General features: G+C 71.5%; 18 protein-coding genes. 4 read left to right on the top strand and 14 right to left on the bottom strand.

Features of this window, described 5'->3' with window-relative positions; genetic code table 11:
- Positions 1–48: 48 nt before the first annotated feature.
- The 3 genes from AC3RXY_RS01665 to purU all read right to left on the bottom strand — a co-directional run bounded on the left by AC3RXY_RS01665 (position 49) and on the right by purU (position 2,689).
- Positions 49–234, bottom strand: coding sequence for a DUF8730 family Cys-rich protein (locus AC3RXY_RS01665; protein WP_491509138.1), 186 nt, complete (start codon positions 232–234; stop codon positions 49–51).
- A 108-nt stretch (positions 235–342) separates the two neighbouring features.
- On the bottom strand, positions 343–1,638 hold the full coding sequence (locus AC3RXY_RS01660; protein ID WP_491509137.1) for a M18 family aminopeptidase: 1,296 nt from the start codon (positions 1,636–1,638) through the stop codon (positions 343–345).
- Positions 1,639–1,828: 190 nt separating this feature from the next.
- Positions 1,829–2,689, bottom strand: a complete 861-nt coding sequence (gene purU, locus AC3RXY_RS01655) for a formyltetrahydrofolate deformylase (RefSeq protein ID WP_491509136.1) — start codon at positions 2,687–2,689, stop codon at positions 1,829–1,831.
- A 62-nt stretch (positions 2,690–2,751) separates the two neighbouring features.
- Between purU and AC3RXY_RS01650 the strand changes: the two genes are divergently transcribed.
- A complete protein-coding gene (locus tag AC3RXY_RS01650) occupies positions 2,752–3,222 on the top strand; it encodes a glutaminase (protein ID WP_491509135.1) in 471 nt (156 codons plus the stop codon).
- A 4-nt stretch (positions 3,223–3,226) separates the two neighbouring features.
- On the opposite strand, the gene AC3RXY_RS01645 is transcribed toward AC3RXY_RS01650, so the two are convergent.
- The 6 genes from AC3RXY_RS01645 to AC3RXY_RS01620 all read right to left on the bottom strand — a co-directional run bounded on the left by AC3RXY_RS01645 (position 3,227) and on the right by AC3RXY_RS01620 (position 11,728).
- Positions 3,227–3,940 (bottom strand): glutamine amidotransferase-related protein, encoded by a 714-nt coding sequence (locus AC3RXY_RS01645; protein WP_491509134.1) that lies wholly within the window; start codon positions 3,938–3,940, stop codon positions 3,227–3,229.
- Positions 3,941–4,007: 67 nt separating this feature from the next.
- Positions 4,008–4,745 carry a LysR substrate-binding domain-containing protein gene (locus tag AC3RXY_RS01640; protein ID WP_491509133.1) on the bottom strand — a complete coding sequence of 246 codons (738 nt, stop codon included), beginning with the start codon at positions 4,743–4,745 and terminating at the stop codon, positions 4,008–4,010.
- Between the two features lie 44 nt (positions 4,746–4,789).
- Positions 4,790–5,197, bottom strand: coding sequence for a transferase (locus tag AC3RXY_RS01635; RefSeq protein WP_491509132.1), 408 nt, complete (start codon positions 5,195–5,197; stop codon positions 4,790–4,792).
- Positions 5,198–5,295: 98 nt separating this feature from the next.
- A complete protein-coding gene (locus AC3RXY_RS01630; RefSeq protein ID WP_491509131.1) occupies positions 5,296–6,087 on the bottom strand; it encodes a DNA-formamidopyrimidine glycosylase family protein in 792 nt (263 codons plus the stop codon).
- Entirely contained in the window at positions 6,080–6,952 is an 873-nt protein-coding gene (locus AC3RXY_RS01625) for an EI24 domain-containing protein (protein ID WP_491509130.1), read from the bottom strand. Before AC3RXY_RS01625 ends, AC3RXY_RS01630 begins: the two co-directional genes overlap by 8 nt.
- Positions 6,953–7,024: 72 nt before the next feature.
- Positions 7,025–11,728 (bottom strand): ATP-dependent helicase, encoded by a 4,704-nt coding sequence (locus AC3RXY_RS01620; RefSeq protein ID WP_491509129.1) that lies wholly within the window; start codon positions 11,726–11,728, stop codon positions 7,025–7,027.
- A 208-nt stretch (positions 11,729–11,936) separates the two neighbouring features.
- Between AC3RXY_RS01620 and AC3RXY_RS01615 the strand changes: the two genes are divergently transcribed.
- A complete protein-coding gene (locus tag AC3RXY_RS01615) occupies positions 11,937–12,998 on the top strand; it encodes a 2,3-butanediol dehydrogenase (protein WP_491509128.1) in 1,062 nt (353 codons plus the stop codon).
- A 71-nt stretch (positions 12,999–13,069) separates the two neighbouring features.
- On the opposite strand, the gene AC3RXY_RS01610 is transcribed toward AC3RXY_RS01615, so the two are convergent.
- Positions 13,070–14,770, bottom strand: a complete 1,701-nt coding sequence (locus AC3RXY_RS01610; protein WP_491509127.1) for an ABC-F family ATP-binding cassette domain-containing protein — start codon at positions 14,768–14,770, stop codon at positions 13,070–13,072.
- A gap of 367 nt (positions 14,771–15,137) precedes the next feature.
- Positions 15,138–15,791: an alpha/beta hydrolase gene (locus AC3RXY_RS01605; protein ID WP_491509126.1), complete on the bottom strand. Its 654-nt coding sequence runs from the start codon at positions 15,789–15,791 to the stop codon at positions 15,138–15,140.
- Positions 15,792–15,857: 66 nt separating this feature from the next.
- Here AC3RXY_RS01605 and AC3RXY_RS01600 point away from each other — a divergent pair, with 66 nt between their 5' ends.
- Positions 15,858–16,442 (top strand): NUDIX hydrolase family protein, encoded by a 585-nt coding sequence (locus tag AC3RXY_RS01600; protein ID WP_491509125.1) that lies wholly within the window; start codon positions 15,858–15,860, stop codon positions 16,440–16,442.
- A 104-nt stretch (positions 16,443–16,546) separates the two neighbouring features.
- Here AC3RXY_RS01600 and AC3RXY_RS01595 read toward each other — a convergent pair whose 3' ends face one another.
- Positions 16,547–17,614 carry a threonine aldolase family protein gene (locus AC3RXY_RS01595; protein ID WP_491509124.1) on the bottom strand — a complete coding sequence of 356 codons (1,068 nt, stop codon included), beginning with the start codon at positions 17,612–17,614 and terminating at the stop codon, positions 16,547–16,549.
- Between the two features lie 128 nt (positions 17,615–17,742).
- Here AC3RXY_RS01595 and AC3RXY_RS01590 point away from each other — a divergent pair, with 128 nt between their 5' ends.
- Entirely contained in the window at positions 17,743–18,069 is a 327-nt protein-coding gene (locus AC3RXY_RS01590) for a hypothetical protein (protein WP_491509123.1), read from the top strand.
- Here AC3RXY_RS01590 and AC3RXY_RS01585 read toward each other — a convergent pair.
- On the bottom strand, positions 18,035–18,697 hold the full coding sequence (locus AC3RXY_RS01585) for an SDR family NAD(P)-dependent oxidoreductase (protein ID WP_491509122.1): 663 nt from the start codon (positions 18,695–18,697) through the stop codon (positions 18,035–18,037). The genes AC3RXY_RS01590 and AC3RXY_RS01585 overlap by 35 nt on opposite strands.
- 29 nt (positions 18,698–18,726) lie before the next feature.
- A complete protein-coding gene (locus AC3RXY_RS01580; protein ID WP_491509121.1) occupies positions 18,727–20,157 on the bottom strand; it encodes a DUF6421 family protein in 1,431 nt (476 codons plus the stop codon).
- Positions 20,158–20,167: the final 10 nt, after the last annotated feature.

Here is a 20,167-nt window from a genome sequence, read left to right as displayed (position 1 = left end):
GCGCGCCCCGCGTCGTGCGGTGCTTCTGCGCCGTTCCGACGGCCGTGATCAGCGCGAGAACAGGCGGGAGAAGAGTCCGCCGCGTTCGGCGCGCGCTGCTGCGGTCTCCCCGGGGGTGTGCTTCCCCGGGCACCAGAGCCCAGCAGGGACCGACGCGCGCACCGTCGCGACGTGCTGGCCGCATCCGGTCCAGGTGGTCTTTCCGCACGTGCGGCATTTCACCGGCTGACACATGACGATGCCGTCCTCTCAATACCGGGGGGAGTATTCCTCCCGCCGGACCAGGATACCCCCGGGGGTATCCTGGATGTCAAGCGGGGCCGTACGCCGGGTGGGCGGGGGTCATGTCGTGAAGAAGGTCCCGATCACGCGCGAGAGGTCGTACAGGTCGGAGACCCCCGCCAGCTCGCGAGCCGAATGCATCGAGAGGATCGGAATGCCGATGTCGATCGTGCGGATGCCCAGGCGCGTTGCGCTGATCGGGCCGATGGTCGATCCGCACGGCACGGCGTTGTTCGACACGAACTCCTGGGAGCGAACGCCCGCGGCATCGCACCACCCGTTCCATGCCGCAGCGCCCACCGCATCTGTGGCGTAGCGCTGATTGGCGTTGATCTTCAGGATCGGTCCGGAACCGAGAAGCGGTGCGACCACCGGGTCGTGCTTTCCGGCGTAGTTCGGGTGCACCGAGTGGCCGACATCGCTCGACAGCAGCCACGAAGCGTGATGCGCGCGCCGACGGTCGTCGGCGTCCGCGTCCAGCCCGGAGGCGATGCGAGCAAGCACGTCCTCGAGGAACGGACCGGCTGCGCCAGAACGCGACGCCGACCCGATCTCCTCGTGGTCGAAGGCGGCGAGCACCGCGATCGCCGGTGCGTCGAAGCCGTCCGCCGCCACCGTTTCGAGGGCGGCGGTGGCGGCATGGACGGAGGCGAGGTCGTCGAGGCGACCGCTGGCGAAGAACGCGTCATCCTTGCCGAAGACCGCGCCCCGTGCGCTGTCGGCCACCACGGCATCGAAACCGCGGATACGGGCGGGGTCCACGCCTGCGGAGGCCGCCAGCTCGCCGAGCAGGTCGGCCGAGGCCGGATCGCCGAGCCCCCAGACCGGCTGGGTGTGCTGCTGCCGATCGAGAGTGAAGCCGTCGTTGGCGCTACGGTCCAGATGGATCGCCAGCTGCGGCAGACGCAGCAGGGGGCCGGTGGCCGCGAGCACGACGGAGCCGTCGTCGAGGACCAGGCGGCCGGCAAGGCGCAGCTCGCGGTCCAGCCAGGAGTTCAGCAGCGGTCCGCCGTATACCTCGACGCCGGCCTGCAGCCAGCCGTGCGTGCCCGTCGTGGGCTTCGGCTTCAGCTTGAAGCCGGGAGAGTCGGTGTGGGCCCCGAGGATGCGGACCGGGGTGGTCGGCCCGGCATCCGTCGGCACGGCCCACGCGATTGCCGCACCATCGCGCACCACGACGAAACGTCCGCCCGGGAGGGTCGGCCACGCATCCGCCTCGTTCAGCCGCGTGAAGCCGATACGCTCCAGACGGCGCGCGACCTCTTCGGCGGCGTGATAGCTCGACGGAGACGCGGCGACGAAGTCGGCGAGGTCTTCGGCGTGGGCGTGGGCGGGTGTTGCCGGGGCGGCGGACATGGCGGCCTTCCTGCTGAGACTTCCCGCTCGGCGACGGAGCGGCAGGGTCCTTCGATCGTATCCCGCGCGCCCGCCCGGCCTTCCGGGCCCAGCCGCCAGCCCGTACTCAGGCAGAATCGACGCCGGCCCCGGCAGCAGGCCTATCCGAGCCCGCGCCGGCGATATCTGCCTGAGTGGGGGAAGAGAGGTGTCAGAGCACCACGGTCGACCGACCGTGCACGATCACGCGATCCTCGGCGTGCCACTGCACCGCGCGCGCCAGGACGACGCGCTCGACCTCGGCGCCGCGGCTCTGCAGCTCGGCGGCGGTCTCGGCGTGGGTCACCCGCGTCACGTCCTGCTCGATGATCGGACCCTCGTCGAGGTCTGCGGTGGCATAGTGCGCCGTCGCGCCGATCAGCTTCACCCCGCGCTCCTTGGCGCGGGCGTAGGGGTTGGCCCCGATGAACGCCGGCAGGAACGAGTGGTGGATGTTGATGACGGGGGCGCCGACCTTCTCGATGAAGTCGTCGGTGAGGATCTGCATGTAGCGCGCCAGCACGACGAGGTCGACGTTCCCCTGCAGCAGGCCGAGCTGCCGCGCCTCCATTGCCGCCTTGTCGCCCGAGGGGACATGGATGAAGGGGACACCGAAGGAGCGCACCGACTCGGCGAGGTCGGGGTGGTTGGACACCACCATCGTGATGTCGATGTCGAGCTGGCCGCGCTGGGTGCGCCACAGCAGCTCCATGAGGCAGTGATCGTACTTCGACACGAAGATCGCCACGCGCTTGCGGCGGGCGGTGTCGTGCAACGACCACTCCATCCCGAAGCGCTCCGCTATGGCGGCGATCGATGACTCGAGGGCCGGGCGCTTGGCGGCGAAGCCGTCCAGATGCAGCACGGTGCGCTGGAAGAACCGGCCGCCCTCGGCGTCGGTCGAATGCTGGTCGAGGGAGATGATGTTGGCCCCGTGCTCCGCGAGCGCTCCGCTCACCGCTGCGACGATTCCGGGCTGGTCGTCGCAGGTGATCAGGAGGCGGGCGGTGTCGTCGAGGCGCTGTTCTGACATGGCTCCGATTCTGCCCCACTTCGGGGGCACGCCTGCTCTCGGCAGTTTCATAGAATCAGGGGGTGAACGCGCGCATCGACCTCGACGAGATGTTCGCCCGCGCCCGCGCGCGCCTCGCTGCGCATCCCCGTGAGGCACTGGCGGTCGAACGGGAGTCGCGCTGGCGCGGCCGACGACTGGTGCGCGCCGGTCGCGCCTGGCGTGTCGGGGTGCTGCTCCTCGCTGATCGTGACGTGCTCGCCAGTGCGGAGGTGCTGCGTGCCGCCGAGCTCGGCCGGCGCGGCTATACGGCAGAGTCGGCCCGGGCTCGTGCCGAGCGGCGGGCCGAGGCCGTACGCGGGGGATTCGCGCCGGGCGAGACGGTCAACATCGGCTGGACGCGCGTCGACCTCGACGCCGTGGCGTCCGGGGCGGCGTCCGGTCCGCTGCGGATGCACGAGGGGACCGTGCTCGTGCGCTGGAACGCCGCGGGCGGGTGGATGCCGCTCTCGACATATCTCGACGAGCGAATCGACCTGATGTTCGGCGTGTAGGCGGTCAGGCGGCGAGGCGCTTCGCGAACCGGCGGAGGAATCCGGCCGGTTCGGGAACGGACGCCGCCAGGACGTGACCGGCGACCTCTTCGAACTCCACCGGATCGAAGTAGCCGAGAGTACGGTAGTACGCCATCCGGTCGGCGAAGTCGCGCGGGGTGGCCTCGGGGTGGAACTGCGTGGCGTACAGCCGGATGCCCACCCGATAGGCCTGTACGGGGCAGTCGTCGTTCGTGGCGAGCAGTTCGGCGCCCGGCGGGGTCTCGCTGGATCCCTCCTTGTGCGCCGTGAGCACGGAGAACTCAGGCAGCTCGGTACGGAACAGGTCGTCATCGACACCGGTGAGCCTCGCGACGGCGACGCGTGCGGATTCGGGGTTGCGGCGGTGCACGGTACCGCCGAGCATGCGGGTCACGACGCCGATGCCGTAGCAGGTGAAGAACGCCGGTGCGCCGCCGTCCAGCGCCTGTGCGGCGATGCGCTCCAGGTCGCGCTCGATGCGTTGCTGGAGCGGCGAGACCTCGGAATCGGTGAGGTTGAGCGGGGATCCACCGATCACGAAGCCCCGATATCGGTCGAGGAGCTCCTCGGTGAGGGGCGTGTCGAGGAGGTCGATGCGGTCCAGGTCGGCCACATCGAGGGCCCGCTGGAAGGATGCGAACTCGCGGTCGGCCGCACCGCGCTCCGGGCGCACGCAGATGTAAACCAGCGATGCCATGCGCCGAGTCTATGCCGTGACCCCACCGCGGGCGAGGGTGTTGCGCGGGATTGCGGCGAACGGCCGGTCAGCGGGAGGACCGCGTCGTGCGCCCGCGCACGATCCCGACGAACGTCTCGATGTCGCTCGTGGTCCGGTCGGCGACCCAGGCCAGCCCCACGCTCGACAGCGGGCCGTGGCGAAGCGGGCGGTAGGTCACGTCGCGGCGCTGGTGGGCGCGGGCCAGGGACATCGGCACGACCAGGATTCCGACCCCCGCGGCGACCGTGGCGATGGCGTCGGCTGTGGTCTCGAGCGGAGGAATCGTCGCCGGCTCGGTCGGCAGATCGAGAGGGCCGAGCACGTCGTCCCGCGTTGTCAGCAGCACCTCGCCCGCCAGGTCCTCTGCGGCGAGCTCGTCGGCAGCAGTGAGATGCGAATCGACGCAGACGACGACGACGGGAACTTCGTCGTAGAGGGGGATGACGTGGAGCCCGTCGCGGTCCAGCGGGAGGCGCACCAGGGCGGCATCGACGGAGCCGTCGTCCAGGGCGCCGCGCTGCTCGGCGACGGAGAGCGGCACGAGCTCGAGAGGAACCGTCATCCGGTCGTTCCAGGCGTCGATCCACTTGCCGGGCCGCGCTCCGGGAATCGCGCCGAGTCGGAAGACGCGCTTCGGGTCCAGAGCGCTCTCCGCCACGGGGTCGCTCTGGCGCGGTGCTCGTGCCGGCGTTGCGCGCCGCGGGGCGGCGGCGGGCTTCGCCGTGACCGGGCGCCGACGCGGGGCGCGGGCGCCCGGCACCCGCTTCTTGCCCGGTCGGTTCATGGTTTCAGGGTAGAGGGTTTCCCCGCGGTGCTGTGCCGGGTGGCTCAGGCCGCCAGCCAGAAGCCTTTGTGATCGGTGGTCACCGTGGACCCTGCGGGAATGGTCTCGTCGGCGCCGATGCGGGTGCCGCGCAGCACGCGGGCACCCGGTCCGATGTCGGTGCGTACGCCGATGCGCGCACCGTCGCCGACCGCAGCTCCCGCGCCGATGTGCGCGTGGGCATCGACGTAAGCGCCCTCGCCGATGACGGCATCCGGTTCGACCCAGGCGCCGCGCGAGATGTGTGCACCCGCGGCGATGCGCACGCCGGGCTCGATGTAGGCTCCGGCTTCGACGAGTGCCTGCGGATGGACCTTGGCGCCGTGCGCGACGAGCCCGCGGCCGTTCGCATGCTTGCGGTAGCGCAGCGTGGTGCCCTGCTCGTTCTCGATGTCGACGTAGTTCTTGCCCACGTGATGTTCCTCCTCAGAGTTCCCGAAAAGAGACAACGAGGAGTCCGTTTGATTTATTCCGGCTGGTTTTTCAAGGATTTCTGAGCTCGGGGGTGTCCTCAGCGCTGGCAGCGGGAGCACCAGAAAACGATGCGCTCCCGGTCGGCGCGGGCGCCGAGCTCGCCCGTGCGGATCGGTGTGCCGCAGCGCCGGCAGGGGCGCCCGGCGCGCCCGTAGACCCAGTCGGTGCGTCCGCGCCGGGCGTCTCCGGTGAAGGTGCGATCTCGGCGGTCGCGGTTGGCGCGCATCGTGCGCACCCCCAGGTCGATGAGCGCGGCGGTGTCGGTCTCCGTCGCGGGGGTGGTGGGCAGCACGCCGCGCAGGAACAGCAGCTCTGAGGCGTACTCGTTGCCGAAGCCCGCGACGTTGCGCTGGTCGAGCAGGGCGACGTGGACCGGCCGGGAGTCCGCCGACAGGCGTCGGACGGCCTCGGCCGCATCCCAGTCGTCGGAGAGCGGATCGGGGCCGAGGTGGCCGATCAGTCGATCTTCCTGCGCGGTGGGCACGAGGTCGAGCATCGAGACCTCGAAGCCCACGGACTCCCACGCGGTGCCGGCGTCCGACGGCGACGTCGCCAGGATGGCGCGAGCGTGATGGGCGGGCTTTCGCCACCGCTCCCCGGCGCGGTACAGCTCCCATGAGCCGTCCATGCGCAGGTGGGATCGCAGGGTGCGATCGCCGATGCGATGCAGGATGTGCTTCCCGCGCGCCACCACCTCGATCACCGTCTCGCCGCGCAGGTCGGCGGTGGCCAGAGCGGGCACCCGCAGGTCGGAGCGTCCGATCTGCCGCCCCGCGAGCGCGGCATGCTGGCGCGCGGCCGCGCGGTAGACGGTGTCGCCCTCAGGCATCGGCGGCCGGAGGGCGGGGCGGCGCGGGGGCGCGTGTCGGCGGGAGGGGAGCGGCTCCGGGCGCGGGGCGGCGCTGCGGCACGCTCGGCGTCGGCGCCGCTGGTTCGGCCGCGCCGGGCTCCGCGGCGGGGGTGATACCGGCACGGTCGAGAAGCTCGCGGGCCAGCAGGGTCGAGCCGACGACCGCGGCCGGCATGGTCACGATCGCGCCGAGGGGCACGAGGAAGCACGCGTTGGTCGCCATTCCGAAACCCAGGGTGCGGGCCCGGCCGCGGGCGATGAGGGCCTTCCGGCCGATGGCGTCGATGTCCCGGGGGTCCAGGGATCGCCCCATGAGCTCGCGGGCGAGCAGCTGGCCGTTGAGCACCAGCGCGAGCAGACCGCCGATCGCTCCGCCGATCGCGGGGATCAGGCCGATGCCGAAGCACAGCAGGGCGATCAGGAGGCCGCGCACCACCAGCGTGCCGCTCTCGCTGAGCGCGCGCCAGAACGACCCGCCCTCGGGCACCGGGCCGCCCAGATCCGCCTCGACCGCCTGCCAGATGCGCTGGTAGAACGGTTCCCCGATCGCGAGCGCCAGCGCCGTGAAGAGCATGGCCGCGAGGCCGATCGCTGCCGCCATCACGACCACGCCGAGCAGGACGCGCAGCGCGACCCGCCACCCTTCGTCCCAGGTCTCGGCGAACGGGGTGAACCAGGTGGTCACAGATCCCAGCGACAGCCCCAGCGGAATCAGGGCGGCGAGCATGATCGCGAACGCGATCACCGCTGGGACCAGGCCGGCGGCCATGAGCCCCGGTCGCTTGCGCCAGAAGCGGAATCCGCGCCCGAGGGTGCCCACCCCCGCCCAGAACTCGCTCAGCATGGTGTTCACGCTACCCGGGGTCGCGGACATCGGGCGGGTGATATCCGCCCGGTCCGCGCAGCCCTGGTGGCGTCAGATCGCTTTGCGCAGGGTGAGGCCCCGCGGCGTCTGCACGAAGCCGGCCGCCGTCAGCGCGTATGCCAGCGGGGTGCCGAAGACGCCATCGCCCGCGACCTTCTCCACGGTGAGCGTGTCGAGGCGTCGCGCGCGCGAGGTCGCGGCGAGGTCGGACGCTGCGGCCTGCAGCCGATCCGGGTCCTCATCGAAGACGAGTGCCGACTTGCCGCCGCGCTCGAGGTACAGCACGAGCACGCCGTCGACGATCACGACGAGACCGCCCGCTTTGCGGCCGGGACGGTGCGAGACACCTTCGAGGCGCGGCCAGGCCAGCGCTGCGCCGTAGGGGTTCGCCGGATCGGTCGCGGCGAGGGTCACTGCCCGCAGCGGTGGAGGGTCGGCGATGGCCGCGAACTCGCGCAACCGGTCGACGGTCGTGGATGCCGCGAACTGCGCAGCGCCGAGACGTTCGATCACATAGCCGCGGCGGCAGTGCCCCGCCTGTTCGAACCCTGACAGCACCCGGTACACCTGCGCGAAGCCGCCGGGCACGCCCTCGGCCTGGACGGCACCGCGCGTGACCACCCCGTAGCGATCGAGGAGGAGACCGGCGGTCACCGTGGCGCGCCGTGCGGCATCGGTCTCGACCGCGGGCAGCAGGGACCAGCGCCCGCCGCTCGGACGCGGGGTCGTCGGCGCGCTGCCGAACGAGACACCCCGGTACGCCCGGGTGCGCGGCGTCTTGCGCACCGCACGGTGCGCCTGCGATCCGCCGCCGAGGAGGGTGCGGACCGGGGCGAGGGTGTCGTTGGTGACGCGACCGGCCCACGCCAGGTTCCACAGCGCCTCCAGCACGGACTGCTCGTTCGCGGCCCCTGTCGCCTCGCGGAGCTGCGCGGCGAAGAAACCGCCCCCGACCCCGAGCGCATGCAGCAGGTGTGCCTCGAGCGAACCGGGAGCGATCTCGTCCGCCGGGTCGGCGAGCGTGAACGGGGCGAGGTCGGCCGGGTGCAGCGACACCCAGCCGTCACGGCCGGGAAGGGTGCCGCCCCCCGCCCACACCACTTCTCCGGCGGTGGTGAGCTCGTCGAGCATCGCGGGGGAGTAGTCGCGCACCCGTGACGGCAGCACCAGCGACTCCCAGGCGCTGGCCGGAATCGGCACGCCCGCGAGCTGCTCGACCGCCGCCAGTACGCCGTCGATCCCCTCGGTGGGGCGGGTGACGTGCTGCCACGCCGGAAGGAACCGCGCGTAGGCGGCGGGGGCCACCGGTTCCACGCTGCCGCGGATCGCCGCGAGCGAGCGCATCCTCAGCCGGCGCAATGCCTCCGCGTCGCACCACTCGGCATCGTCCGCCGTCCCGGGCGGCCTGCCCTCGGGGAGGAAGATGCCGGACGCCACGCGTCCGGCCGCTTCGAGGCGTTGCAGCGTGTGGCGGGCGACAGCGCCGCCGATGCCGTAGCGTTCGGCGACGGCGGACGTCGTGAACGGTCCGTGCGTGCGCGCGTAGCGCGCGACCAGGTCGCCCAGCGGGTCGGCGAGGGGTTCGAGGAACGCCACCGGAATGCCGACCGGCAGCGCCGTGCCGAGGGCGTCCCGCAGGCGCCCGGCGTCTTCGATGGCCGCGATGCGCGGCGCTCCGCCCACGACCACCTCGATCGCGCGGCGGGCCGTCACGAGCGTCTGCAGGTGGGCGGCCGCCTCGGCGACCGTGGCCGGGGGAGCACCGGCGGCCTCGGCGTCGTCTCCGGCGTCGTCGCCGCGGAGTCGTGCGGCGACCTCCGCCGCGTCGAGGGGGCCGAGCATCCGCAGCAGATCGGCGACGCCCTCGAGCCCCTTCACCCGGCGCGCGGGGTCGAGCCGCTGCACCTCGCGTTCGAACTGCGCGATGACGGCGGGGTCGAGCAGCTCGCGCAGCTCGACGGTGCCCAGCAGCTCGCTCAGCAGCGCAGGATCGACCGAGAGCGCTGCCGCGCGGCGTTCGGCCAGCGGGGAGTCGCCCTCGTACATGAACGCGCCAACATATCCGAACAGCAGATCGCGGGCGTAGGGGGAGGGCTGGCCGGGCTCCGTCTCGACGAGACGGATGCTGCGGTCGGCGATCGAGGTCGCCAGACGCCGGAGCGCGGGCAGGTCGTAGACGTCCTGCAGCACCTCGCGCAGGGTCTCCAGGATGATCGGGAACGTCGGATGGTTGCGGGCGACGTCGAGCAGCTGCGCGGAGCGCTGGCGCTGCTGCCACAGCGGGGTGCGCCGGGTGGGGTTCATGCGGGGCATCAGGAGAGCGCGGGCGGCGCACTCGCGGAAGCGCGAGGCAAATAGCGCGGATCCGCCCACCTCGGCCGTCACGATCTGCTCGAGCTCGTCCGCGTCGAAGACGAACAGCTCGGCGCCGGGGGGCTCGGACTCCGCGTCCGGCACCCGCACGATGATGCCGTCGTCGCTGCCGACCGCGGATCCCTCGACCCCGAGACGTTCCCTGATGCGCGCATTGACCGCTAGAGCCCACGGCGCATGCACCTTCATGCCGTATGGGGAATGAAGGATCAGCCGCCAGTCTCCGACCTCGTCGCGGCCGCGCTCCACGGTCAGAGAACGATCGGTGGGGAGCGTGCCGGTCGCGGCCTTCTGCTCGGAGACGTAGGCGAGGAGGTTCTGCCGCGCGAAGGTGTCGAGACCGGCCTCGCGCAGGCGCTCCTCGGCCCTGGCGGGCGAGCTCGACGCCACCTCGCGCGTGAACCGGCCCAGCGCCTCGCCCAGCTCGAACGGGCGTCCGAGGCCGTCTCCGTGCCAGAACGGCAGGCGCCCCGGCTGCCCGAAAGCCGGCACCACGTTCACCCGGTCGTGGGTGATCTCCACGATGCGCCAGCTGGTGGTGCCGAGGGTGAACACATCGCCGACGCGTGACTCGTAGACCATCTCCTCGTCGAGCTCGCCCACACGGGCGCCGGTGGTCTCGCCGGCCACGAAGACCCCGAACAGCCCACGATCGGGGATCGTGCCACCGCTGGTCACGGCGATCCGCTGCGCGCCGGGGCGGGCGGTGAGGGTGCCGGTATCGCGATCCCACACCAGCCGCGGGCGAAGCTCCGCGAACTCATCCGAGGGGTACCGGCCGGCCAGCAGGTCCAGCGTCGCCTCATAGGCCGAGCGGGGGAGAGCGGCGAAGGGTGCGCTGCGGCGCACGGTGTCGAACCACTCCTCGACGTCGAGCGGCTCGAGGGCGCACGCCGCGACGGTCTGCTGGGCGAGGATGTCCAGCGGGTTGCGGGGCACGGCGATCGACTCGATCTGACCGGCCAGCATGCGCTCGGTCACCACGGCGGTATGCAGCACGTCGCCGCGGTGTTTGGGAAAGAGTGCTGCCCGGCTGATCTCGCCCACCTGGTGCCCGGCGCGTCCGACGCGCTGCAGGCCCGAGGCGGCGGAGGGCGGCGCCTCGACCTGGATCACGAGGTCGACAGCACCCATGTCGATACCGAGTTCGAGGCTGCTCGTCGCGACGACGCAGCGCAGGGCCCCCGACTTCAGCTCTTCTTCGACGAGGGCGCGCTGCTCCTTCGACACCGACCCGTGGTGCGCCTTGGCGAGCACCGGGGAGGCGCCGGACGACATCCCGGACTGCGCGATCATGTCTGCCGGTCTGGCCGGCTCCGGCAGATCGAGCCCTGCGCGCTCTGCGGCGATCTCGTTGAGTCGCGCCGTGAGACGCTCGGCCAGGCGCCGGGAGTTCGCGAAGACGATCGTGGAACGGTGCTGCAGGATGCGATCGACGATCGCCTCCTCGACGTGGGGCCAGATCGAGCCGGTGATCTCGGTGAGGCTCGGCGGGCGGAACACGTCGTCGTCGTCGTCGGGTGGCGCATCGGGTGCGGGGGGCGGGTTGAGCATGTCGTCGACGGGCACGACCACGCTCAGGTCGAAGGTCTTCGACGCTCGCGGCGCCACGATGTCGACGGGGGCGGAGCCGCCCAGGAACCGCGCGACCTCGTCGATCGGCCGCACGGTCGCCGAGAGGCCGATGCGCTGGGCCGGCGGGAGGTCGGGCCGCCCGTCGCGGCGCAGCGCATCGAGCCGCTCGAGGCTCACCGCGAGGTGTGCTCCGCGCTTGGTGGCGGCGACCGCGTGGACCTCGTCGATGATGACGGTGTGCACATCGCGCAGGGTCTCCCCTGCTCGGCTCGTCAGCATCAGGTACAGCGACTCCGGGGTCGTGATGAGGATGTCGGGCGGCGCGGCGACCAGCTTGCGGCGGTCGGCGGAGGTGGTGTCGCCCGACCGGACACCCACCGTGATCGCCGGGGCGTCGACGCCCAGACGCCGCGCCGACTGGCCGATGCCGACCAGCGGGGACCGCAGGTTGCGCTCGACGTCGACGCCGAGCGCCTTGAGCGGGGAGATGTAGAGGATGCTCGTGCCTGCGGGAGCCTTCTTGTCCTTCTGGGCGCCCTTCGCGCCGGCCGTCCCCGCGGCGGTGCCCGCCGCGGGACGGGCTGCCTTCTCGCGGGCGACGCGGTCGATCGCCCAGAGGAACGCCGAGAGCGTCTTGCCGGAGCCCGTCGGAGCCACCACGAGCGCGTTCCGGCCGGCGGAGATCGCCTCCCAGGCTCCGGCCTGCGCTGTGGTGGGTGCGCGGAACGCCCCGCGGAACCAGTCCTGGGTCGCGGGGCTGAACCGGTCGAGCACGCGGTGCGCCGAGTCTGCTGGGGCGTCGCTCATCCCCCCATCTTCGCTGGTGCCTCCGACATCGGCGCGCTCCGGCCGGATCGCCTGCCACGCGGCCCTGCCGGGCGTCCGTGCGCACCGGCAGGAGAAATTCCGTGGTGTGCTCGGTCTCCTTCCGCCGTGTCGCGCGCTCGCTTAGGCTCGATGGTGAGCACCGGAGCCGAGCTGCCCGCCGGGCATCTCCGGTGGGCAGGAGGCGACGATGAGGGCTGCACGCTACTACGACCGCAAGGACATCCGGATCGAGGACATCCCCGAGCCCGAGCTGGCCCCGGGGACCGTAGAGCTGGAAGTGGGCTGGTGCGGGATCTGCGGCACCGACCTGCACGAGTACCTCGAAGGGCCGATCTTCATCCCGCCGGCGGGGCACCCGCATCCGATCTCCGGCGAGTCGGCCCCCGTCACCATCGGACACGAGTTCTCCGGCACGGTCACCGCCCTCGGCGAGGGCGTCACCGACCTCACGGTCGGCGAGAACGTGGTGGTGGAGCCGTACATCATCCGCGACGACGTCGACACGAGCCCCGGGCAGAGCTACCACCTCTCGCCCGACATGAACTTCATCGGTCTCGGCGGACGCGGCGGGGGCCTGGCGGAGAAGATCGTCGTGGAGCGCCGCTGGGTGCACCCGATCGGCGACATCCCGCTCGATCAGGCCGCGCTCATCGAGCCGCTGTCGGTCGCCCACCACGCCTTCGTCCGCTCCGGCGCGAGCGCCGGCCAGGTCGCCATCGTCGGAGGCGCGGGGCCGATCGGCCTGCTGACCGCCGCGGTGCTCAAGGCCGAGGGCCTCACCGTGTACATCTCGGAGCTCTCCGAGGCGCGTAAGGAGATGGCGCGCACCACCGGCGTCGCCGACGCGGTGTTCGACCCGCGTGACGGTGACGTCGCCGAGCAGATCCGCGAGCTCACCGGCGGCCGCGGCGCCGATGTGGGCTTCGAGTGCTCGTCGGTGCCCGCGGTGCTGGACATGCTGATCGATGCCGTGCGCCCGGGCGGCGTGGTGGTCAACGTCTCGATCTGGGGTCACAAGCCGGCCGTGGACATGCCCCACATCGTGCTGAAGGAGATCGATCTGCGCGGCACCATCGGCTACGCCGGCGACCACCCGGCGACGATCGAGCTGGTGCAGAGCGGCAAGCTCGATCTCGCGCCGTTCATCACCGGCCGGATCGGTCTCGACGAGCTGGTCAGCGAGGGCTTCGATCAGCTGATCAACAACAACGAGCAGCACGTCAAGATCATCGTCAACCCGCACGCCTGATCACGAGGCGGAAACGAGGAGACGTGCCGCCGGCGTCACGATGCCGGCGGCACGTCTCGTCGTCCGGGCTTTCAGAGCTCCCGGAGCCGTCCGTCTGCATCGAGCTCGAGCGTGCGGTCCAGGCCGAGCCGGGCGAGGAACGCGTCGTCGTGGCTGACCACGAGCACGCCCCCGCGATACGCCGAGAGCGCGTCGACCAACTGGTCGACGGTGTCGAGGTCGAGGTCGTTCGTCGGCTCGTCGAGCACCACGAGCTGGGGTGGCGGGTCGGCGAGCAGGAGCCGGGCGAGCGCGACACGGAACCTCTCTCCGCCGGACAGCGCGGAGACCGGACGGTCGACCATCGTGCCGCGCAGGAGGAAGCGGGCCAGGCGGTTGCGCAGCTCCTTCTCCGGGATGGACGGCGCTGCGGCCGCGATGTTGACGAGCGCGCTGGCGTTCTCGTCGAGGTCGTCACGCCGCTGCGGCAGATAGCCGATGCGTTCCGTGTGCGCCTCAGCGCATCCCGTCGCACCGGTCTCTCCGTCCGCATCGCCGAGCCCGCCCTCCTGGTGCCGGGTCCGCGCCGCAGGGTCGCCCGCGGGGTCGGAACCCGGTGAATGAGGGTGGATGCCGCGGAGGGGGTCGGTGTCCACCAGGCGCCGCAGGAGCGTCGTCTTGCCGACGCCGTTGCGGCCGACCAGAGCGACGCGCTCCGGACCCTGGATGATCCAGGTGTGCTCGTCATCGCCGAGGGTCGCCAGACGTCGCCCCGCGGGCACCGCCGGATCGGGCAGGTCGATGCGGAGCATGGCGTCGTCCCGCACGCGGCGCTCCGCGGTATCCAGCGCCGAGCGCGCCTCGGCTTCCTTCTGACCCGCCTCGACGCGCATGCGCCCGGCCGAGACCTGCGCGGCCCGCTTGCGCCCGCCCATCACGATCTTCGGCTCGCGCTTCTCCGCCGTGGCCTTGCGCCCAGCGCGCTCGCGGCGCGCGATCACGGTCTCGGCCTCGATGCGCTGGCGCTTCTCGCGACGCACGGCCTGCTCTGCGGAGCGCAGAGCCTGCTCGGCGGCCTCCTGCTCGGTCTCCAGCCATGCGCGCCAGGCAGAATATGGCCCGCCGAACACGCTCAGCTCACTGCCGTAGATCTCCGCGGTGGAATCCATGATCTCGAGCAGCTCGACGTCATGGCTCACGACCAGCAGCGTCCCCCGCCAGGCGGAGACGATGTCGCGCACCCGGGCGCGCGCCCACCGGTCGAGATCGTTGGTCGGCTCGTCGAGCAGGGTGATCGGAGCACGTCGCAGGCGGATCCCGGTGATGGCGGTGAGCATCGCCTCGCCCCCGGACAGCTCGCCGATACGACGGTCGAGGAACGCCGGATCCAGCCCGGCCTCCCCGAGCGCGGCCTGCGCGCGGGCCTCGACGTCCCAGTCATCGCCGACCGCATCGAAGTGGGCGGGGTCTGCGTCGCCGGCCTCGATCGCACGCACGGCATCGAGTGCCGGCGCGACGCCGAGAACAGCAGCGACGCGTCGGGCCGGGTCGAGTGTGAGGCGCTGCGGCAGGTAGGCGACATCGCCCGTCGCGCGGATCTGACCCGCCGTCGGGGCGTGCACACCGGCGATCAGGCGCAGGAGCGTGGACTTGCCGGATCCGTTCCGGCCGACCAGGCCGGTGCGGCCGTCGGTGAACGCGCCGGAGAGGTCGTCGAGCGCGACGGTTCCGTCCGGCCAGGTGAAACGCACTCGGTCGAGCACGATGGCGGGGGAGTGGGGATGTGCGGACATGCTGCCTCCAGGTGTCAGGGGTGATGCTGACGCGAGGCGCGGCCGGGACGGCAGGTGTTCGACGCATCCATCGGATGCAGGTCCGGGGGGGGATCGGGCGGTGTGGCGGCGTGAAGCCGCAACACACCGAGGCCGGATCACCCGATGCCGGGAGAGTCGAGAGCCGCCGCGGGGGCGATCGTCGTCAGCGCGAGGTGAGGGGCGCGGATGCGACGATCAGCTTCATCGGTCTTCCTTCGACGGCGGATAGGACCCTCGACTCTAACCACGAACGGCGACCCGGCGCAAGGGGGATGCGGCGGAGAGAGCGGACGTGCCGGCCGGCGTCGCGGTCGGAGTGTCCGGCGGTGGGCGCGCTGCGCGGGACTCAGCCCTGTGACGGCTCCGCGAGCCACCGGTCGAGGAACCCCCGGATGTCGGCGAGCTCGTCCTGCGAGATGCCGTGACCGAGGCCCGGATACACCCGGCCGGAGAGGGTGGCGTGGTCTGGCAGCCACTGGGCGGTGTGCTCGATGAGCGGGAGCGGGATGACCTCGTCGGCACTGCCGCGGCCCCAGAAGACATCGGGGCGTGTCTCGTGCAGGGTGGTGTCGCCGGGCAGCTCGCCGGGGGCGGCGTATCCGCTCAGCGCGACCACGGCGTCGAAGCGGGCTGGATCCAGGCGGAGCGCCTGCAGCGAAACGGCGGCACCCTGCGAGAACCCCAGCAGTGCGATGCGCGGCGCGCCTTCGGCCTCCGCGTCGAGCCAGGCGTGCAGCGCCCGCGCGGCCGCGGTGACCGCGTCGGGGTCTCGGCTGTCGAGCCCCTCGATCGGATACCAGGCCCGACCGGACATCGGCCATCGCGGGGCGAGCGGCGCAGCGACCGACGCGACGGCGATGCCATCGGGCAGGAAGGGGACGAGGCCGAACAGGTCGTTCTCGTCGGCCCCGTAGCCGTGCAGCAGCACCAGGAGGGGCAGAGACGGCTCGCGGTTGGCCCAGCGGGTCGCGGCGGTGTCGATCACGGGAGTATCGGCCATACGTCCATCCTGCCAGGGGCATCCGACACGCCGGCGCGTCGCCGGATGCGCTGATAGAAAGGAGCCATGACGGTACGCACTCCCGACCCCGATCCGGAGGACACTCCCGACCTTCCCGTGCTCGGCGCCGGCACGAGCCCGGGGTGGCTGACCGAGGTGGAGCTCGCGGAGGCCCGCCGGCGGCTTCCGATGCTCTATGTCGAGGCTGTTCCGGTGCGCACCGACGGCATGGGGCAGGTGACCGAGGTCGGTATCCTGCTGCGGTCCACGCCCCTGGGAGAGATCACCCGCACGATCGTCTCCGGCCGCGTGCGGTTCGGCGAGACGGTGCGTGACGCGCTGTTCCGCCACGTCGAGAACGATCTCGGCCCCATGGCGTTCCCGTTGCTTCCCGCCTCGCCCGCGCCGTTCACGGTCGCGGAGTACTTCCCCCTTCCTGGCGTGAGCGCTTTCCACGACGATCGGCAGCACGCGGTGTCGCTGGCCTTCGTCGTGCCGGTCACCGGCACCTGCCAGCCCCGTCAGGACGCGCTCGAGGTCACCTGGTTCACGCCCGCTGAGGCCGCCTCCGAGACGGTGGCCGCCGAGATGGAGGGCGGCAGGGGCACGCTCGTGCGGCAGGCGCTCGCGCACCTGGGCCTGCTGCGCTGACGCCTGCCCCAACGCAGGCAGGACGACGCCGACCGCGCCAGAACCGCCGGTTTCGGGCGGCCGGCCGCGCTTCTGCCTGAGTTCGGTGCGACGGGGCGGGGGAGTCAGGCGGTCGTGAGGCTGCCAAGCTCGGCGACCATCGCGTCGATGTCGCTCTCCTGGGTGTCGAAACTGCACATCCACCGCACCTCGCCGCGCGCGGCGTCCCAGTCGTAGAAGCGGAACCGCTCGCGCAGCCGGTCTGCGACCCCGGCGGGCAGCGTCGCGAACACGCCGTTCGCCTCGGTCTTCTGCGTGAATCCGACGCCGCTGATCGTGCCGTCGGCCAGCCCCGCCTCGATCGAGGTGCGCAGGCGCTGGGCCATCGCGTTGGCATGGCGGGCGTTGCGCAGCCACAGGTCGTCCTCGAGCAGCGCGACGAGCTGAGCCGAGATGAAGCGCATCTTCGACGCGAGCTGCATGTTGAATTTCCGAGAGAAGAGCAACCCGTCCGCTGCGGCGGGGTTGAGCACCACGACCGCCTCGGCGAGCATCGCGCCGTTCTTCGTCCCGCCGAAGCTCATCACGTCCACCCCGGCGTCGCGGGTGAAAGCCCGCAGCGGGAGGTCGAGGGCCGCGGCGGCGTTGGAGAGCCGCGCGCCGTCGAGGTAGAGCTTCATCCCGCGCTCGTGGGCGTGGTCGGCCAGCGCCCGGATCTCGTCCGGCGTGTAGAGGGTCCCGAGCTCGGTCGACTGCGTGATCGCCACCACCAGCGGCTGAGCGCGGTGCTCGTCGCCCCAGCCCCATGCCTCGCGGTCGACGAGCTCGGGGGTGAGCTTGCCGTCGTCGGTGGGCACGGTGAGCAGCTTCATTCCGCCGATGCGCTCCGGTGCGCCCCCCTCGTCGACGTTGATGTGCGCTGTCGATGCGCACACCACCGCGCCCCAGCGGGGCAGCATCGACTGGATGCCGGTGACGTTCGCTCCCGTCCCGTTGAACATCGGGAACGCCACGACGTCCGCGCCCAGGTGCTGCTGGAAGATCTCCTGCAGGCGTGCGGTGTAGACATCCTCGCCATAGGCGACCTGATGCCCCTCGTTCGCCGCGGCGATGGCCGCGAGCACCTCGGGGTGGATGCCGGAGTAATTGTCCGAGGCGAAGCCGCGCAGGTCGGTGTCGTGGATCGTCGTCACCTGTCGATTCTACCGGTGCGGGGTGCCGCAGCACGGCTGCTCGACGGCTTCTGCGGGGCGCGGGCCCGCGGCCTGCGGATGCGATGCGGGGCTGTCGCGACACCGGTGGCTCGCGGTGCTCTCCGCCCATGACGGACCGTGAGACGCGTACCCCTCCGGGTGGCGTGCGCGTCTTCAGGCATCTGGTGGCGAACACCATGACCGCCAACGTCACGACGAGCTTCCTGTGGTTCGCCTCGACGTTCTGGGTCTCCTTCGAGACGCGCAGCGTGCCGGCCGCCGGCTTGATCGGCGGGGTCGATGCCCGACTCAGGCAGGGTCAGCCCGGATCGCCCGAAAGCGGCCGGTTCGGCCTCGGAACGGGGATTTTGCCTGAGCTGGGGAAGGTGGGCGCCGTGCATCCCGCCCTCGACCGCGGGTCTATGTCGCTGTCAGGTCGACGATACGGTCGTTGAGGTCGGCGGCGTCGGTGTCCCAGAGGCTTTCGACGGCCCACACGAAGTCGTCCTGCGCATCGTCGAGCGACTTCACCCGGAAGATCACCGACGCGGCGCGCAGCGGCTCGCCGGCATCGCGAGCGGCCTTCGAGAACCCCTGCGCCACAGCCCGCGCCCAGGCCTCGCTCGCGGCCTTGACAGCGGCGTAGTTCGCGCCGCCCGCCAGCGGGCGGGCGACGGCGGTCGAGGAGACGATCGCCAGGCGCCCGGCGTCGGATGCCCGCAGCGCCGGGTCGAAGGCCCTGGTCACCGTGCGCAGAGCGGTGAACGACTGCTCCAGGAACCGGTAGTCCTCCTCCGTCTGCCCGGCGAGGCCACCCCCGCCGCGCCATCCGCCCACGAGGTGCACAACGGCGTCGACGGGGCCGATCCGGGTGGCCAGATCGGCGACGGCGGCCGCGTCGGTCAGGTCGCAGACCTCCGTCTCCGCTCCCGCTCCGGCGATGGCGCGGAGCTTCGCGGGCGTGCGGCCGACGGCGATGACCCTCGCCCCGACCGCGGTCAGGGCGAGGGTCAGGGCGAGCCCGACGGCGCTGGTCGCTCCGGCGAGAAGGACGGTGCGGCCGGCGGCCGTGCTCTCTGTCATGTGTCTCAGACTGTCAGACCGCTGCCGGGTCAGGCGTCCTCGCCGCGGATGCCCACGGTCGACTCGATGACCGGTCGCATCTTCTTCTCCAGGGCCTCGAAGAACATCGACAGCGGGAACTCGTCGTCCATCACCGCGTCGGTGTATCCCTTCGGGGCGCCGGCGAGGATCTCATCGGGAAGGCCGCGGGCCCACGTCGACGCGGGGTGCGGTTCGACGACGCTGCGAATGAGGTCGTAGGCGGCGAGCCAGTGCGCGGTCTTCGGCCGGTCGATCGAGTGCCAGTACAGCTCGTCGATCGCGTCGCCCAGCGCCACCACGGCGTCGGGAACACGATCCCACTCGAAGGTGAGCTGCGTGTCGGTCCAGTTGAGGTCGCCGCGCTGGTGGAGCCAGGCGAACAGCAGCTGACCGCCGAGCCCGTCGTAGTTGCGCACGCGCGAGCCGGTGATGGCGAAGCGGAAGATGCGATCGAAGATCACCGCGTACTGCACGAGGCGGGCCGTCTCGAGCGTCTTCTCCTCGACGGCGGTGAGGTTCTCCCCGCCGTCCTTGCGCGCGGACAGGGCTCGCTCGATCCTGACGCACTCGCGGAACGCGGTCAGATCGCAGCGCAGCTCTTCGAGCGAGTAGAGGAAGAAGGGCATCCGCTGCTTGATCATGAAGGGGTCGAACGGCAGGTCGCCGCGCATGTGGGTGCGATCGTGGATGATGTCCCACATCACGAAGGTGTCTTCGGTGAGGGTGGGCTCTTCGAGCATCTGCGCGGCCTGCTCCGGCAGGTCGAGCTTGGTGATGTCTGCCGCAGCGCGCACCACCCGGCGGTAGCGGGCGGCCTCGCGGTCCTGGAAGATCGCCCCCCAGGTGAAGGTCGGGATCTCGCGCATCGCGACGGTCTCCGGGAACAGCACGGCCGAGTTGGTGTCGTATCCGGGCGTGAAGTCGACCAGACGCAGCGACACGAACAGCTTGTTGCCGTAGTCCCCGGATTCGAGCTCCGCGATGAACTCCGGCCAGATGACCTCGACGATCAGGGCCTCCACGAGGCGGTCGGCCGAGCCGTTCTGGGTGTACATCGGGAAGACCACCAGGTGGCGGATGCCGTCCACCCGATTCTCTTGGGGCTGGAACTCGACGAGGGAGTCGAGGAAGTCGGGGACGCCGAAGCCCTCCGCCGCCCACCGCTGGAAGTCCGCCACGGATGCCGTGAGGTAGGACGCATCGTGCGGGAACGCGGGGGCGAGGGCGGTGATGCCCGCGATGATTTCGGCGACGTACTGGTGCGCGGCGTCGTGGTCTGCCTCGTTCGGCACCGATCCGTCCTGCGCCTGCAGCAGGCGCAGGGACTCGGCGGACGACTTCAGCAGCCGCCAGGCGGCCGAGTGCTCGGCGGTGCGGGCGTCCTCGACGACCTCGGGTTCGCCGACGATGGCCTGGCTCTGTGCAGGAATGGTGGACATCGGAACCTCC

This window comes from Microbacterium longlingense (genome assembly GCF_058349825.2).
The sequence above is the reverse complement of the archived record's forward strand: the minus strand, read 5'-3'. Positions and strand labels throughout refer to the sequence as shown.

Coding starts and splice junctions, on each gene's coding strand:
- AC3RXY_RS01600 (WP_491509125.1), top strand. CDS start 15,858: ATGACGGTACGCACTCCCGACCCCGATCCGGAGGACACTCCCGACCTT.
- AC3RXY_RS01590 (WP_491509123.1), top strand. CDS start 17,743: ATGACGGACCGTGAGACGCGTACCCCTCCGGGTGGCGTGCGCGTCTTC.
- AC3RXY_RS01645 (WP_491509134.1), bottom strand. CDS start 3,940: ATGGCATCGCTGGTTTACATCTGCGTGCGCCCGGAGCGCGGTGCGGCC.
- AC3RXY_RS01640 (WP_491509133.1), bottom strand. CDS start 4,745: ATGAACCGACCGGGCAAGAAGCGGGTGCCGGGCGCCCGCGCCCCGCGT.
- AC3RXY_RS01665 (WP_491509138.1), bottom strand. CDS start 234: ATGTGTCAGCCGGTGAAATGCCGCACGTGCGGAAAGACCACCTGGACC.
- purU (WP_491509136.1), bottom strand. CDS start 2,689: ATGTCAGAACAGCGCCTCGACGACACCGCCCGCCTCCTGATCACCTGC.
- AC3RXY_RS01580 (WP_491509121.1), bottom strand. CDS start 20,157: ATGTCCACCATTCCTGCACAGAGCCAGGCCATCGTCGGCGAACCCGAG.
- AC3RXY_RS01630 (WP_491509131.1), bottom strand. CDS start 6,087: ATGCCTGAGGGCGACACCGTCTACCGCGCGGCCGCGCGCCAGCATGCC.
- AC3RXY_RS01660 (WP_491509137.1), bottom strand. CDS start 1,638: ATGTCCGCCGCCCCGGCAACACCCGCCCACGCCCACGCCGAAGACCTC.
- AC3RXY_RS01625 (WP_491509130.1), bottom strand. CDS start 6,952: ATGCTGAGCGAGTTCTGGGCGGGGGTGGGCACCCTCGGGCGCGGATTC.
- AC3RXY_RS01605 (WP_491509126.1), bottom strand. CDS start 15,791: ATGGCCGATACTCCCGTGATCGACACCGCCGCGACCCGCTGGGCCAAC.
- AC3RXY_RS01620 (WP_491509129.1), bottom strand. CDS start 11,728: ATGAGCGACGCCCCAGCAGACTCGGCGCACCGCGTGCTCGACCGGTTC.
- AC3RXY_RS01585 (WP_491509122.1), bottom strand. CDS start 18,697: ATGACAGAGAGCACGGCCGCCGGCCGCACCGTCCTTCTCGCCGGAGCG.
- AC3RXY_RS01615 (WP_491509128.1), top strand. CDS start 11,937: ATGAGGGCTGCACGCTACTACGACCGCAAGGACATCCGGATCGAGGAC.
- AC3RXY_RS01610 (WP_491509127.1), bottom strand. CDS start 14,770: ATGTCCGCACATCCCCACTCCCCCGCCATCGTGCTCGACCGAGTGCGT.